We start from the raw sequence: 13,018 nt of genomic DNA, 5'->3' as shown, positions 1-13,018 counted from the left end.
TTCAAACGGCTGGCAACGGGCGGTCGAATGCCGGACACAGCCGGAGCTTCTCCTGGACAATCACCCGCCACTCGCCAAGACCGGCGCCCCATCGATTCCTTAAGATTTTGCTTCAAATGCCGGATTTTCCACGTGAGAGAAATCGCCTTGCTCGCGATTGTCTCCGCTGCGATGGACGCCGGGCAATTCCTCCGATCATCGTCAGGGTGACATCCATGTTCTCGTCGATCCTGCGTCCAAGGCTCCTGTCGGCCATCGGCGCTCTTCTCGCTTTCACCGTCGCCCCTCTTGCCCATGCCCAATCGGGCCAGCAGGACGACCTCGTTACCACCGCGATCGCAAAAGCCGAAAGCGAGCTCGGCGCCCGCGTCGGCGCGATGATCGTCGACACCCGGTCCGGCAAGACATGGTCCGTCCGGGCGCAGGAGCGGTTTCCGCTCAACAGCACGTTCAAGGCCTTCGCCTGCGCCGCCGTTCTCGGCGGCGTCGATGCGGGCGAGGCTGCGCTCGACCAGCAGATCACCTTCACCGCCGACGATCTCGTCACCTATTCGCCCGTCACGGAGACCCGTATCGAGACCGGCATGACGCTCGGCGAGGTCTGCGACGCCGCCATGACGATGAGCGACAACACCGCTGGCAATCTCGTCATCGAAAGTCTCGGCGGGCCGGACGGCGTGACCCGCTTCATGCGGCAGATCGGCGACGCGGAGACGCGCCTCGACAGGACCGAGCCGACGCTGAACGAGGCGACCCCCGGCGATCCCCGCGACACGACGACCCCGGAGGCCGCCGCACGGAGCCTCGAGAAGCTGGTCCTCGGCGACGCTCTCTCGCCGAAGTCGCGCCGGCAGCTGGAGCGCTGGCTCGTCGGCAACAAGGTCGGCGATCCGTTGCTGCGGGCCGGATTCCCGAAAAGTTGGAAGGTCGCCGACAGGACCGGCGCGGGCGGACACGGCTCTCGCTCGATCGTCGCCGTCGCCTGGCCGCCCGAGCGCCGGCCGATCGTCGCGGCGATCTATCTGACCGGGACGGAAGCCTCGATGGAGGCGCGCAGCGCCGCGATCGCGGACATCGGCAAGGCGATCGCCGCTTCGCTGCCACGCTGAGGCGCGGCCGCAGCTTCGCAGGATCACCACGGCACCGCGGTGCCCTTTGAAACGAACGAGCGGCGGGATCCGGCGATACGATCATCCGTGGGCGACCAAACCGGCCGCCGACCGCAGAGAGGAGCCCGAACGCCGGCATTGCGCCCCTTCGTGCCAAGTGCCAAACGGGCGCAATGACCGCTTTCGCCTATATCGCAGCCGCGCTCGCCGAAATCGCCGGATGCTTCGGCTTCTGGGCCTGGTTGCGTCTCGGAAAGTCGGTCTTCTGGCTGGCGCCGGCCATCGCCTCGCTCTGCCTGTTCGCCTATTTGTTGACGCTCGCCCCGAGCGAACAGGCCGGGCGCGCCTTCGCCGCCTATGGCGGCGTCTACATCGTCGCATCCCTCGCCTGGCTGTGGCTCGTCGAGGGCACCCGGCCCGACCGCTGGGACGTTGCTGGCGGCGCAATTTGCCTTGTTGGTGCGGCCGTCATCCTGTGGGGCCCACGAACGGGCTGAAGCGAGCGGCTGCCGGTCCGCTGATAAAGCGCTATGCCGGCAGCGCCACCACGAGCGCCAGGACGATCACCGCCAGCATGATCCCCATCGCCCGCTCGAACAGCGTGATCGCGCGGGCGAGGTCGTCGAGATCAGCGCTGCGGCGGCCCTCCGGGTTCAGCTGCGGCGCGTCGACGATGAGGTCGCGGTAGCGGCGCGGGCCGCCGAGGGAGAGGCCGAGAGCTGCCGCCATCGCCGTTTCCGGCCAGCCGGCATTGGGCGAACGATGCAGCTTCGCGTCCCGCCGGGTGATCGTCATCACCTGCGAGAAGGTGCCCCTGATGGTGGGTCGGGGGCCGGCTGCCGTGCCGCCCGCGTCGCCGCGGGCCGTCTGCCCCCACCTGCCCAGCTGCGCCGCCATGGCGAACAGCAGCGCCGTCCCCCGTGCGGGCAAGAAATTCATCCAGTCGTCGAGCCTGGCCGAGGCAAAGCCGAAGTCGCGATAGCGCTCGTCCATGTGGCCGATCATCGAATCGGCGGTATTGACGACCTTGTAGGCGAGGAGCCCGGGCAGGCCGAAGGCCAGATACCAGAAGGCCGGGGCGACGACGCCGTCCGAGGCGTTTTCGGCCAGGCTCTCGATCGCCGCCCGAATAATACCCGGCTGGTCGAGCTGGTTCGGATCACGCCCGACGATCATCGCCACCGCCCTCCGTCCTTCCGCCAGCCCCCCCTGCCGAAGCGCGGTTCCGACGGCGCGCACGTGATCGACGAGGCTCTTGTGGGCGAGGAAGACCGCGACGAACACCGCCTCGACGAGCATGCCGAGAAAGCCGAAGGCCTCGCACAATGCCGAGACGAAGCCGCCGAGGATCAGCGCTGCCAGCAGCAACAGGCCGAGGGTGAGGAAGCCCGCGCGCCGGCGGGTCTCGCCCGTGAAGTCCGGCCGGTTGAGGCGCTTATCGAGCGCGTCGATTGCCTCGCCGATCACCGCGATGGGGTGTTTGACGGCCCGCCAAAGCCAGGGCGGATCGCCGACCAGCCGGTCGAGCACCAGGGCCGCGAGGAGGATGGCGAGCCGCGCGATCACGGGCGCCTCTCCCGCGCGGTGTCGGCAAGCGCGCCAGCTAGCCTTGCCGCCTCGGTTTCGTCCTTCGGGTTGCCGAAGCGCAGCCAGTTTGGCCGATAGGCGAACGGCCGGGTGAGGATCTGACGCCGGCAGAGGGCTTCGAAGACGGCGCCAGCGCCAGAGGTCTCGACGGTCGCGAAGAGTGGCGTCTCGCCGACGAGGTTGAAGCGCGCCTCGGCCAGCACCCGGTTTCGAAGCTGCGCCTGGGCCTGCACCTCCCCGGCGATCCTTTCCCGCACCGTCTCGCTCGACAGCACCGCCGCGCCGATGGCGAGCGCCGGGCCGCTGACCGCCCAGGGGCCGAGGCGCCGGGCGAGGTTCCCGGCGAGCGCCGGGGTCGTCAGCGCAAAGCCGAGCCGGACGCCGGCGAGGCCGTAGAACTTGCCGAAGGAGCGGTGGATCAACAGGCCCGGCTCTCCTGCCATGTCGGCGATTGATAGGTCGGACGCCGCGTCGGCGAAGGCCTCGTCGACGACCAGCAGCCCGCCGCGCCGCCGCATCTCGCCGAGAAGGGCGACGAGCGCCGGGCGCTCCGTCCGCCGCCCGTCGGGATTGTTGGGGTTGACGACGACGACGACTTGCGCCCCGTCCGTCAGGTCCGCGATCGTTTCCACTCCGCTGACACGGTGGCCGCCCGCCTCGAAGCTCGCGCGGTGCTCGCCATAGGTCGGCTCGAGGATCGCGACTTCGCCCCTCGGCAGCAGGAAGGGCAGCAGCGAGATCAGCGCCTGGCTGCCCGGCGCCGCGACGATGCCGGCCTCCTCCGGCGCGCCATAAGCGCCGCGGGCCTCTTCGATGCATCGTGCCTGAAGCCCGGCATCGGGCAGCCGGGCCCAGACTTCCGGATCAAGCTCTGGAAGCGCGACGGGCGACGGATTGATGCCGGTCGACAGGTCGAGCCAGTCGGCCCGGCTGCCGCCGAAGCGGGCGATGGCGGCGTCGAGACCGCCGCCATGGACATAGGCGCCGTCTTCCGTCATCGCCGGTCGATCACGTGGCAGAAGGAGCCCATGACGCGGCCGGCGGCAAGCCCCGTGCAGCCGAGATCGACGCCCGCGGCGTCGCGGACGGCGAAAAGCGGAGCGGCTCGATCGCGCCGCTCCGACACGGTCGTCGCATAGTGGAATTCGTGGCCCACCAGCTCTCCTTCGCCGAAGGGTGATCCTTCGAGCGGCGTCAGGCGGCGATAGCCGAGATGCCGCCGCCTTTCGGCAAAACTGGTTTCGAGCGGCAGGAGCCTGAGCATTTCGTGCCGCAGTCCTTCCGCATCGGTCAGCCCCTCGCCGAGGGCCATGTAGCCGCCGCACTCGCCATAGATCAGCGCGCCGGCGCCCGCCGCGCGCTTCACGCCGGCGCGAAAACGCTCGGCCGCCGCCAGCCGGCCGGCATGGAGTTCAGGATAGCCGCCCGGCAGGAACACGGCGTCGCAATCCTCCGCCGGCGCTTCGTTCGAAAGCGGGGAGAAGAACGACACCTCCGCCCCCGCCTCCCGCCAGCCCGAAAGCATATGCGGATACGCAAAGGCGAAGGACTCGTCGCGGGCCACGGCGATCCTCTGGCCGAGCGGCGGCAGGGGCGTCGCACCGGGCGGTTCGCCGGGAACCGCGCCTGGCGGATGGGCTTCGACCGTGCCGCCGATCCCGGCTCGATCCGACTTTGCCAGCATCGCCAAGGCTTCGAGATCGGCATTTTCGCCCATCCATCGCGCCGCCCGGTCGAAGAATGCCGCAATGTCCCCGTGCTCGCCGGCCTGGACGAGGCCGAGATGGCGCTCGGGAAGCGCCAGGTCGTCGCGGCGCGGCAGGGCGGCAAGGACGGGGATGCCGAGCGGGCGAAGCGCATCGGTCAGCATCCGCTGATGCCGGTCCGAGCCGACGCGGTTCAGAATCAGGCCGGAAATCCTGGTGTCGGGGCGGAAGTGATGAAAGCCCGAGACCAAGGCCGCTACCGAGTGGGACTGGCGGGCGCAATCGACGACGAGGACGATCTGCGCGCCGACCATCGTCGCGAGATCGGCGGCCGAGCCGGTGCCGTCGGCGGCGCCGTCGAAAAGGCCCATCATCGCTTCCGTGACGAACAGGTCGGCCCCGCGCCGCTGCCCCGCCGCAAGCTTCCCGATCAAGGCCGGCCGCATGGCGAAGGGATCGAGATTGACGCATTCGCGCCCGCTCGCCGCCGCGTGAAAGGCCGGATCGATATAGTCCGGCCCGGCCTTGGCCGAAGCGACCTCATGGCCGGCCGCCCGCAGCGCGGCGATCAGCGCCAGCGTCACGGTCGTCTTGCCGGCCCCGGAGGACGGCGCGGCGATCATCAGCCCGGCCAAGCGTTTCTCCGTCAAGCGGCCCGTCGAGGGCGGGCGATCCCGAAAGACGCGCCGAAGCTCTTCGGGCGCCGGTGGCAGCTTTAGGGAACTCGGCTATAAGCGCGCAATGGGGTTAGAGGCGAATGACACCAACAAGCCGGAAGGCCGGCCACTGCGCCGCGGCTGGACGACCGGCGCATGCGCCACCGCCGCGACCAGGGCGGCGCTGACGGCGCTTTTGACCGGCGACTTCCCGGACCCGGTGGAAATCCGCCTGCCGAAGGGCGAGACGCCGAGCTTTGCCCTGAACCGGCAGGAACTCCGACCCGACCCTGCCCCCGAACGCGCCATGGCCGCCATCGTCAAAGACGCCGGCGACGATCCGGACGTCACCCATCTTGCCGAAATCATCGCCACCGTCCGCTTCGGGCCTGCGGGCTCAGGCGTCGTCTTCGTGGCGGGCCCCGGCGTCGGGACCGTCACGCGGGCCGGCCTGCCGATCGCGCCCGGCGAGGCGGCGATCAACCCGGTCCCGCGCCGGATGATGACGGAGGTGGTCGAAGCGCTCTGCGCGGCGCATGGACGGCCGGCGGACGTCGTCGTCGAGATTTCCGTCACGAACGGCGAGGAACTGGCGCTAAAGACATGGAACCCGCGCCTCGGCATTCTCGGGGGCCTGTCGATCCTCGGCACCACCGGCATCGTCCATCCGTTTTCCTGCTCGGCCTGGATCCACTCCATCCATCGCGGCGTCGACGTCGCCCGCGCGGCGGGGCTCGCCCATGTCGTCGGCTCGACCGGCTCGGCCAGCGAGGACCTCGCCCGCCGGCTCTATCCAAGCCTTCCCGAGATCGCCTTTCTCGACATGGGCGACTTTGCCGGCGGCCTGATCAAGTATCTGAAGGCCCATCCGGTGGAAAAGCTGACGATTTCGGGCGGCTTCGCCAAGCTGACCAAGCTCGCGCAAGGCGCGATGGACCTTCATTCCGGCCGCAGCCAGGTGGATTTCGCCTTTCTCTGCGAGGCCCTCGCCGGGCTCGATCCGGCGGCGGCCGAACGGCTCGAACCGCAGATCCTTTCGGCCAATACGGCCAAGGAAGTGCTGGACATGACGGCCGCCGCCGAGCTCGATCTGGCCGGCGAGATCGCCCGGCGGGCGAAAGCCGTCAGCCTCGAACGGCTGGGCAATTCTGGCGTTTCGGTCGAGATCGTCGTTTCGGACCGCAAGGGAGGCCTCGTTGCCAGGGTTTAGCGCTTCAGCGCCGCCTAAGGCCGATGTCGACACGGCGGGCGTGACGCCTGACGGCCCGGCCGTGGCGGATGGCGCCGCAAATGACCGGCCGACGCCGCAGGCGACCATTCTCGTCCTCGGCGGGACGGCGGACGCCAACGCGCTCGTCCGCGCCCTGCGGCAGCGTTGGCCGGAGCGCCGCATCATCCTGTCGCTGGCCGGCCGCACGCGCGAGCCGCAAGTCCCGGACCACGCCGAGACCCGTATCGGCGGCTTCGGCGGCGCGGAAGGCCTTGCCGTGTTCCTTGCGGCCGAGAGTGTCGGCGTTCTGCTCGATGCCACCCACCCCTTCGCCGCCGGCATCGCCCGCAATGCGGCCAAGGCGGCTGATATCGCAGGCGTCCGCCGGCTGAAGATGCTGCGACCCGCATGGCAGTTGGTCGAGGGAGACCGCTGGACGAAGGTTTCATGTCTCGCCGAGGCCTGCCGCGCCCTGCCCGCCGGCGCCCGGCCGTTCCTCGCCCTCGGCCGCCAGCATCTGTCGCCCTTCACGCGGCGCAGCGACATCCGCCCCCTCGCCCGAATGATCGAGCCGCCCGAACCGGCACTTCCCGAAAGCTGGACGCTGGTCCTTGCGCGTCCCTCCTCCGACCGGCGCGCCGAGGCGGCGCTGATGCGCGAACACGACGTCACCCATCTCGTCACCCGCAATGCCGGCGGCGCGGCGTCCTACGCCAAGGTCGAGGCAGCGCGGGAGATGGGGCTGCCGGTGGTGATGATCGCAAGGCCACAGACGCCGGAGGGGGCAGTTTGTGAGACGGTGGAGGATGTGGTGTCGGCGCTCGGCTGAGCGTTTGGCTCTGGCGGGAACAGGCCGGCTGGGCTGCTCTGCAGCCTACTCTCAAGCGATGTACAGGGGTACCAGCCGCAGCATCGACGGGATGAACCGCCGCGCCGCCGCAGCGCATCCCTGCAGAACGCCCCCTACCCAGCCTCAAGCCTTCCGCTTCGGCCGCAGCACATGCACGTGCCCGGCATCGTACAGCTTCGAATCGATGAATCCCTTCGCCCCCAAGGCCCGCCCGACGAAGATCAGCGCCGTCCGAGTCAGCTTGGCCTCGCGGGCGGCGCGGTGGAGGTCCCCGAGCGTCGAATGGATGAACGCCTCGTCCTCCCAGCCGACGCGGTAGGCGATGATCGCCGGGCAGTCCGCGCCATAGGCGTCCAGCGGCGTCAGCTCGCGCTGGATGTGCGGGATGTTGCGCACCGACAGATGGATCGCCAGCGTCGCGCCGCTTTGCCCCAGCGTCGAAAGCTCCTCTCCCGACGGCATGGACGACGATTTCATCGCCGTGCGGGTGAGGATCACCGTCTGGCAGACTTCCGGAATGGTCAGTTCGAGCTTCAGCGCCGCCGCCGCCGCGGCGAAGGCCGGGACGCCGGGGGTGATGTCGTAGGGAATTTGAAGCGCCTCGAGCCGGCGGATCTGCTCGGCGATCGCGCCGTAGAGCGAGGGATCGCCCGAATGGACGCGGGCGACGTCCTCGCCCCGCTCATGGGCCGCCTCGATCTCGGCGATGATCTCGTCGAGGGTCATCGGCGCGGTGTCGATCACCCGGGCGCTCTCGGGCGCAGCCTTCACCACCTCCTGCGGCACCAGCGAGCCGGCATACAGGCAGACCGGGCAGCGCTCGATCAGCTTGAGGCCCCGGACGGTGATGAGGTCGGGCGCACCGGGCCCCGCGCCGATGAAATGAACCGTCATGGCTGCTCTATCCTGCTCGTTTTCGTTCGGTTGGCCTTCGACCACAGTCGCGGGCCCCGTACAACATCGCCGTTTTCAGGCCACTCAGAGGTCTGTCCAATTTATTTGACACTTCTTCCGTCATTTCGTGCCGACTCGGCTTCTCATGAGGCCGGAAAGCCGTTAGCCTTGAGGCCATGAGGATCATGTTTCCCTTCGCCGCCATCGTCGGCCAGGACCAGATGAAGCTCGCTCTGTCGATCGCGGCGGTGGATCCGTCGATCGGCGGGGTTCTCGTCTTCGGCGATCGCGGCACCGGCAAGTCGACCGCCGTCCGCGCGCTCGCCGCCGTCCTGCCCGACATCGAGACGGCGGACTGTCCCTATCACTGCGATCCCGCCCGGCCGGACGAGGGCTGCGAACTCTGCCGGTCGCGGGCCGAATCGCAGATCCCGCAAAAGACCGAGGCGATGCGGGTGCCGGTGGTCGACCTGCCGCTCGGCGCGACGGAGGACCGGATCGCCGGTTCTCTCGATCTCGAACGGGCGCTGTCGGCCGGCGAGAAGCGGTTCGAGCCGGGGCTCTTGGCGAAGGCCCATCGCGGCTTTCTCTATATCGACGAGATCAACCTCCTGGAGGACCACCTGGTCGATCTCCTCCTCGACGTCGCGGCGTCGGGGGAAAACGTCGTCGAGCGCGAGGGCTTGTCCGTCCGCCATCCCGCCCGCTTCGTGCTGATCGGCAGCGGCAATCCGGAAGAGGGCGAATTGCGGCCGCAGCTTCTCGATCGCTTCGGCCTGTCGGTCGAGGTGAGGACGCCCCAGGACCTTGCGACCCGCATCCAGGTGGTCAAGCGGCGCGACGCCTTCGAGCGCGATCCGGCCGGCTTTGCCGCCGAATACGAGGCTGCCAACGCCGAGGTGCGGGACGCAATCCTGGCCGCGCGCCGGCGCCTTCGCGGCGTCGCCGTCCCCGACGCGACGCTGGAGAAGGCGGCGCAGCTGTCGATCCGCCTCGGCACCGACGGGCTGCGCGGCGAGCTGACGCTGATGCGCGCCGCCAGGGCCCTCGCCGCGCTTTCCGGCGATGCCGTCGTCGGCTGGAGCCATCTGGCAGCGCTCGCCCCGCTCGCTCTGTCCCACCGCCTGCGCCGCGACCCGCTCGACGAGGCGGGCTCGACGACCCGCGTCGAGCGCGCCGTCGGCGAACTCGCGGCCGCCTGACGCGGCCCGGCGGATATGGCCCCGCTCCGCCCCGCCGCGGCGAACGATTCGGCCCTTTCCGCCCGAAGCGAGACCGCCACGGCCGGCGCCGCCCTTTGGCGCGAGGCGCTTTCGGCCATTGCCGTCTTCGCCGTCGATCCCCGGATCGGACTGCGGCTCGCCGCCCGTGCCGGGCCGGTACGCGCCGCGGCACTCCAAGTCCTGCATGCGCTCCTTTCGGACGACATTCCGGTTCGCAAGATGCCGGCCGGCATCTCCGAGGCGGCGCTCCTCGGCGGCCTCGATCTGGCCGCGTCGCTCCACACCGGCCAGCCGGTCCTGGAAAACGGCCTGATCGCCGATACCGACGGCGGCGTCCTGGTCGCCGCCATGGCCGAGCGGATGACGCAGGAAGCCGCCGGCCTCGTTTCGCTCGCCCTCGATCGCCGCCACATTTCGATCGAACGGGATGGCGTTTCCCGGGAGATACCGGCGCGAATCGGCCTCGTCGCGCTCGATGAGGGCATGGAGCCGGACGAGGCGCCGCCCGAAAACCTCTGCGAACGGCTCGGCCTGTGGATTTCGCTCGAGGGCGCCGATCCGCGCGGCGCGGCGGACGGCGGCCTTGATGCCGAAGCAATCGCCTCGGCGCGGAACTTCCTTGCTTCGGTCCGGCCGAACGACGGAACGATCGAGACCATCTGCCAGGCGGCGATGGCCTTCGGCATCGTCTCCCTGCGGGCGCCGCATCTGGCGATCCGCACGGCCTGCGCCGCCGCAGCGCTCGGCGGGCGGCTCAGTCCCTCGTCCGGCGATGTCGAGACGGCGATCCGGATGGTGCTCCTGCCCCGCGCGGTCACCATGCCGCCGATGCCTGAGGCGCAGGACGATGCCCACGACGAGCCGGACGACGACGGCGATCACGATGACGAGCAGCCGTCTTCCCCCGACGATCCCGCGCCGGAGCCCGAGGCGCCGCGCGACGATTCCGAGATCCAGCCAAGCCAGGACATGACGGTCGAGACGGCGGCGGCGAGCCTTCCTGCCGACCTCCTCGCTTCCCTCGCCGCCATGATGCGGCCGCCGCTCGCCCGAGCCGGGGCCGGCCGCAGCGGCAGCTTCGCCAAGCGCGCCCGGCGCGGCCGGGTGGTCGGAACGCGGCAGGGCGATCCGCGCCGCGACCGGCTCGACCTTCTCGCGACGCTGCGGACCGCCGCGCCCTGGCAGGCGATCCGCCGGGCCGAGCGGGCGCCGGGCGCACCGCCGCGGCTTCTCGAGATGCGCATGTCCGACATCCGTGTCCGCCGCCATCGCGGCAAGGCCGAGACGGCGACGATCTTCTGCGTCGACGCCTCCGGCTCGGCGGCGCTCGCCCGGCTCGCCGAGGCCAAGGGCGCCGTCGAGCGCATCCTTGCGGAATGCTACGTCAGGCGGGACCGCGTCGCCCTCGTTGCCTTCCGCGGCACGCGCGCCGACGTGCTCCTCACGGAGACGAAGTCCCTGACCAGGGCCAAGCGCTCGCTCGCCGCACTGCCAGCCGGCGGCGGAACGCCGCTTGCCAGCGGTATCCTCGCCGCGCTCGATCTCGCCAGGTCTTCGGCAAAGGAGGGGCGCACGCCGCTGATGGCGCTCTTGACCGACGGCAGGGCGAATATCGGACGGGACGGCGCCGCCGGCCGGCCGCAGGCGATGGCCAATGCCAAGGAGGCGGCCAGGGCGGTACGCGCCTGCGGCATCGCCGCCCTCGTCATCGACCTTTCGCAGCGGCCGAGCGCCGAGGCGCGGCAGATCGCCGCAGACATGGGCGCGACCTATCTCGCCCTGCCGCGCGCCGATTCGCGGGCCTTGTCCGAGGCCGTCGCCGCCGCGCCGCGGGGCGGCGATGCGGCCCGGACACGCCGGCCGTGAGCGCGCCGCTCGACTTTGCCCGCGACGGGCGCGACTGGCCGCACCGCGACAAGAGTCGCTTCGTCGAGGCGGGGGGCACGCGGTTCCACGTCCAGATCTTCGGCCATGACGACGCCCCGGCGCTGCTTCTCCTGCACGGCACCGGCGCCTCGACCCATTCCTTCCGCGACCTCGCGCCCCTCCTCGCCGATCGCTACCGCGTCGTCGTGCCGGACCTTCCGGGCCACGGCTTCACGGCTGCCCCCCGCTGGCGCCGCGTCTCGATCACCGGCATGGGCATGGCGATCACCGCAATGCTGAAGGCGCTCGACGTCGCGCCTGCCTTTGCCGGCGGCCATTCGGCCGGTGCGGCGATCCTTCTGCGCATGGCCCTCGACGGCCAGATCGCGCCGCAACGGATCGTCTCGCTCAACGGCGCGCTGCTGCCCTTTCCGGGCGTCGCGGCCCATCTCTTTCCGCGGCTCGCCAAGCTCCTCTTCCTCAACCCGGTGGCGCCGCGCTTCTTCTCCTGGCGGGCCCGCAACACCCGCGCCGTCGCGCAGCTCATGGAAAGCACCGGCTCGACGATATCGCCCGAAGGCGTCGCCTATTACGAGCGTCTGTTCGCCTCGCCCGCCCATTGCGAGGGCGCCCTGTCGATGATGGCGAACTGGGATCTGGAAGGGCTGCGCCGCGACCTGCCACGCCTCGCCGTGCCCCTGACGCTGGTGGCCGGCACCAGGGACCGGGCGATCCCGCCGGAGGTTTCCCGGCGGGTGGAACGGATGGTTCGCGGCGCCGCGGTCGAGACGCTTCCCGGCCTCGGCCATCTCGCCCACGAGGAGGCACCGGCGCAGGTCGCAGCCGTGCTCGCCCGTGCTCTGGCGATGTCCTCGCGACACGTGGAACCGTCGTGAATTCCCACGGCAGGCGTGCTACCCTGGATTACATCTTGACGCCAATCCGACGGGCGTCCGTGCCCGCGCCAAGGAAGACCCTGCCCATGCGCCATCCCGGCCCGAGCGTGCCGACGCTTTCCTTCCAGCCCGGCCCCTTGCAGCACCGCGCTTGACCGACCGGGAGCGCGGTATGTGGGGGATCATTCCGGCGGCAGGGCGCGGCAGCCGCATTCAGCCACTGGCCTTCTCCAAGGAGCTCATCCCGGTGGGAAGCCGGCTCGACGGCGGCGTCGAGCGCCCCTGTGCGATCAGCGAGTATCTGGTCGAGCGGATGATCACCGGCGGGGCGAGCAAGCTCTGTTTCGTCATCGGCCCGGGCAAGTCCGACATCCTGAAGTATTACGGCGGCAGCCATGACGGCGTGCCGATCGCCTATGTCGTCCAGCCGCAACCGGCCGGGCTTTGCGACGCGATCTTCCACGCCGCTCCCGTCGTCGCGCCGGAAGAGAGAGTTCTGGTCGGCCTGCCCGACTCGCTCTGGATGCCGCAGAACGGATTTTGCGACCTGCCGGACGACCGGCTGTCGTTTCTGCTGTTTCCCGTCGCGGACTCGACCGTCTTCGACGCGGTCGAAACCGATGCGGCCGGCCATGTGCGGGAGGTCCAGGTCAAGCGTCCGGACGCCACCACCAACTGGGTCTGGGGGGCCTTCAAGATGCCGGGTGCGGTGTTTCACGCATTGCATGCCCTGTGGCTCGAACGCGGCCGTATCGACGAGTATTTCGGCACGCTCGTCAACGCCTATATCGCTGCCGGCGGCCATGCGGCCGGGGTAAAGACCGGCACCGCCTATGTCGATGTCGGCACGGTAGCCGGCCTGCGCGACGCCCTCGCTTTGCTGCAGGGATCTGCGCATGAGGCGGATCCAGCTGCGGATGGACGGAGCGCACCGCTCGGGCTGCCCTCCGTCCGGGCGCTCGCTCCTGCTCGCCGACCAGCCTTGGCAACGACGGCGACGCCGGGCGATCGAGAGGCGTGA

General features: G+C 70.1%; 12 protein-coding genes. 8 read left to right on the top strand and 4 right to left on the bottom strand.

Going from position 1 to position 13,018, the window contains the following annotated elements; genetic code table 11:
* Positions 1–215: 215 nt before the first annotated feature.
* Together bla and GTK09_RS15310 are read left to right on the top strand one after the other, a co-directional pair.
* Positions 216–1,109, top strand: coding sequence for a class A beta-lactamase (gene bla, locus GTK09_RS15315; protein WP_163464046.1), 894 nt, complete (start codon positions 216–218; stop codon positions 1,107–1,109).
* A gap of 173 nt (positions 1,110–1,282) precedes the next feature.
* Positions 1,283–1,606, top strand: coding sequence for a YnfA family protein (locus tag GTK09_RS15310; protein WP_163464045.1), 324 nt, complete (start codon positions 1,283–1,285; stop codon positions 1,604–1,606).
* 31 nt (positions 1,607–1,637) lie between these two features.
* On the opposite strand, the gene cbiB is transcribed toward GTK09_RS15310, so the two are convergent.
* Genes cbiB through GTK09_RS15295 form a run of 3 tightly spaced genes read right to left on the bottom strand, consistent with a single transcriptional unit; the run spans position 1,638 to position 5,037 of the window.
* Positions 1,638–2,675: an adenosylcobinamide-phosphate synthase CbiB gene (gene cbiB, locus GTK09_RS15305; RefSeq protein WP_163464044.1), complete on the bottom strand. Its 1,038-nt coding sequence runs from the start codon at positions 2,673–2,675 to the stop codon at positions 1,638–1,640.
* On the bottom strand, positions 2,672–3,694 hold the full coding sequence (gene cobD / locus GTK09_RS15300) for a threonine-phosphate decarboxylase CobD (protein WP_163464043.1): 1,023 nt from the start codon (positions 3,692–3,694) through the stop codon (positions 2,672–2,674). Before cobD ends, cbiB begins: the two co-directional genes overlap by 4 nt.
* Positions 3,691–5,037: a cobyrinic acid a,c-diamide synthase CobB gene (locus GTK09_RS15295; RefSeq protein ID WP_163464042.1), complete on the bottom strand. Its 1,347-nt coding sequence runs from the start codon at positions 5,035–5,037 to the stop codon at positions 3,691–3,693. The genes cobD and GTK09_RS15295 overlap by 4 nt, the downstream gene beginning before the upstream one ends.
* Before the next feature lie 106 nt (positions 5,038–5,143).
* Here GTK09_RS15295 and GTK09_RS15290 point away from each other — a divergent pair, with 106 nt between their 5' ends.
* Together GTK09_RS15290 and GTK09_RS15285 are read left to right on the top strand one after the other, a co-directional pair.
* The gene (locus GTK09_RS15290) at positions 5,144–6,268 is read left to right on the top strand and encodes a cobalt-precorrin-5B (C(1))-methyltransferase (RefSeq protein WP_163464041.1); all 1,125 of its coding nucleotides are present in this window, start codon (positions 5,144–5,146) and stop codon (positions 6,266–6,268) included.
* Positions 6,255–7,097, top strand: coding sequence for a cobalt-precorrin-6A reductase (locus GTK09_RS15285; RefSeq protein ID WP_203561055.1), 843 nt, complete (start codon positions 6,255–6,257; stop codon positions 7,095–7,097). The genes GTK09_RS15290 and GTK09_RS15285 overlap by 14 nt, the downstream gene beginning before the upstream one ends.
* 144 nt (positions 7,098–7,241) lie before the next feature.
* On the opposite strand, the gene cobM is transcribed toward GTK09_RS15285, so the two are convergent.
* A complete protein-coding gene (gene cobM, locus GTK09_RS15280; protein ID WP_163464040.1) occupies positions 7,242–8,012 on the bottom strand; it encodes a precorrin-4 C(11)-methyltransferase in 771 nt (256 codons plus the stop codon).
* 176 nt (positions 8,013–8,188) lie between these two features.
* On the opposite strand from cobM, the gene bchI reads away from it, so the two are divergent.
* From bchI to GTK09_RS15260, 4 genes are all read left to right on the top strand, one after another.
* Complete coding sequence (bchI, locus tag GTK09_RS15275) at positions 8,189–9,214, top strand: magnesium chelatase ATPase subunit I (RefSeq protein ID WP_163464039.1); 1,026 nt, start codon at positions 8,189–8,191, stop codon at positions 9,212–9,214.
* Between the two features lie 15 nt (positions 9,215–9,229).
* Positions 9,230–11,101 carry a magnesium chelatase subunit D gene (locus GTK09_RS15270; protein ID WP_163464038.1) on the top strand — a complete coding sequence of 624 codons (1,872 nt, stop codon included), beginning with the start codon at positions 9,230–9,232 and terminating at the stop codon, positions 11,099–11,101.
* Positions 11,098–11,997, top strand: coding sequence for an alpha/beta fold hydrolase BchO (gene bchO, locus GTK09_RS15265; RefSeq protein ID WP_163464037.1), 900 nt, complete (start codon positions 11,098–11,100; stop codon positions 11,995–11,997). Before GTK09_RS15270 ends, bchO begins: the two co-directional genes overlap by 4 nt.
* A gap of 172 nt (positions 11,998–12,169) precedes the next feature.
* Positions 12,170–13,018 carry a sugar phosphate nucleotidyltransferase gene (locus GTK09_RS15260; protein WP_163464036.1) on the top strand — a complete coding sequence of 283 codons (849 nt, stop codon included), beginning with the start codon at positions 12,170–12,172 and terminating at the stop codon, positions 13,016–13,018.

Origin of the sequence: Jiella pacifica, assembly GCF_010500815.1 — a bacterium.
Lineage (GTDB): Bacteria > Pseudomonadota > Alphaproteobacteria > Rhizobiales > Rhizobiaceae > Jiella > Jiella pacifica.
The sequence above is the reverse complement of the archived record's forward strand: the minus strand, read 5'-3'. Positions and strand labels throughout refer to the sequence as shown.

Coding starts and splice junctions, on each gene's coding strand:
- cobM (WP_163464040.1), bottom strand. CDS start 8,012: ATGACGGTTCATTTCATCGGCGCGGGGCCCGGTGCGCCCGACCTCATC.
- GTK09_RS15310 (WP_163464045.1), top strand. CDS start 1,283: ATGACCGCTTTCGCCTATATCGCAGCCGCGCTCGCCGAAATCGCCGGA.
- GTK09_RS15290 (WP_163464041.1), top strand. CDS start 5,144: ATGGGGTTAGAGGCGAATGACACCAACAAGCCGGAAGGCCGGCCACTG.
- cobD (WP_163464043.1), bottom strand. CDS start 3,694: ATGACGGAAGACGGCGCCTATGTCCATGGCGGCGGTCTCGACGCCGCC.
- GTK09_RS15270 (WP_163464038.1), top strand. CDS start 9,230: ATGGCCCCGCTCCGCCCCGCCGCGGCGAACGATTCGGCCCTTTCCGCC.
- bla (WP_163464046.1), top strand. CDS start 216: ATGTTCTCGTCGATCCTGCGTCCAAGGCTCCTGTCGGCCATCGGCGCT.
- bchI (WP_163464039.1), top strand. CDS start 8,189: ATGAGGATCATGTTTCCCTTCGCCGCCATCGTCGGCCAGGACCAGATG.
- GTK09_RS15260 (WP_163464036.1), top strand. CDS start 12,170: ATGTGGGGGATCATTCCGGCGGCAGGGCGCGGCAGCCGCATTCAGCCA.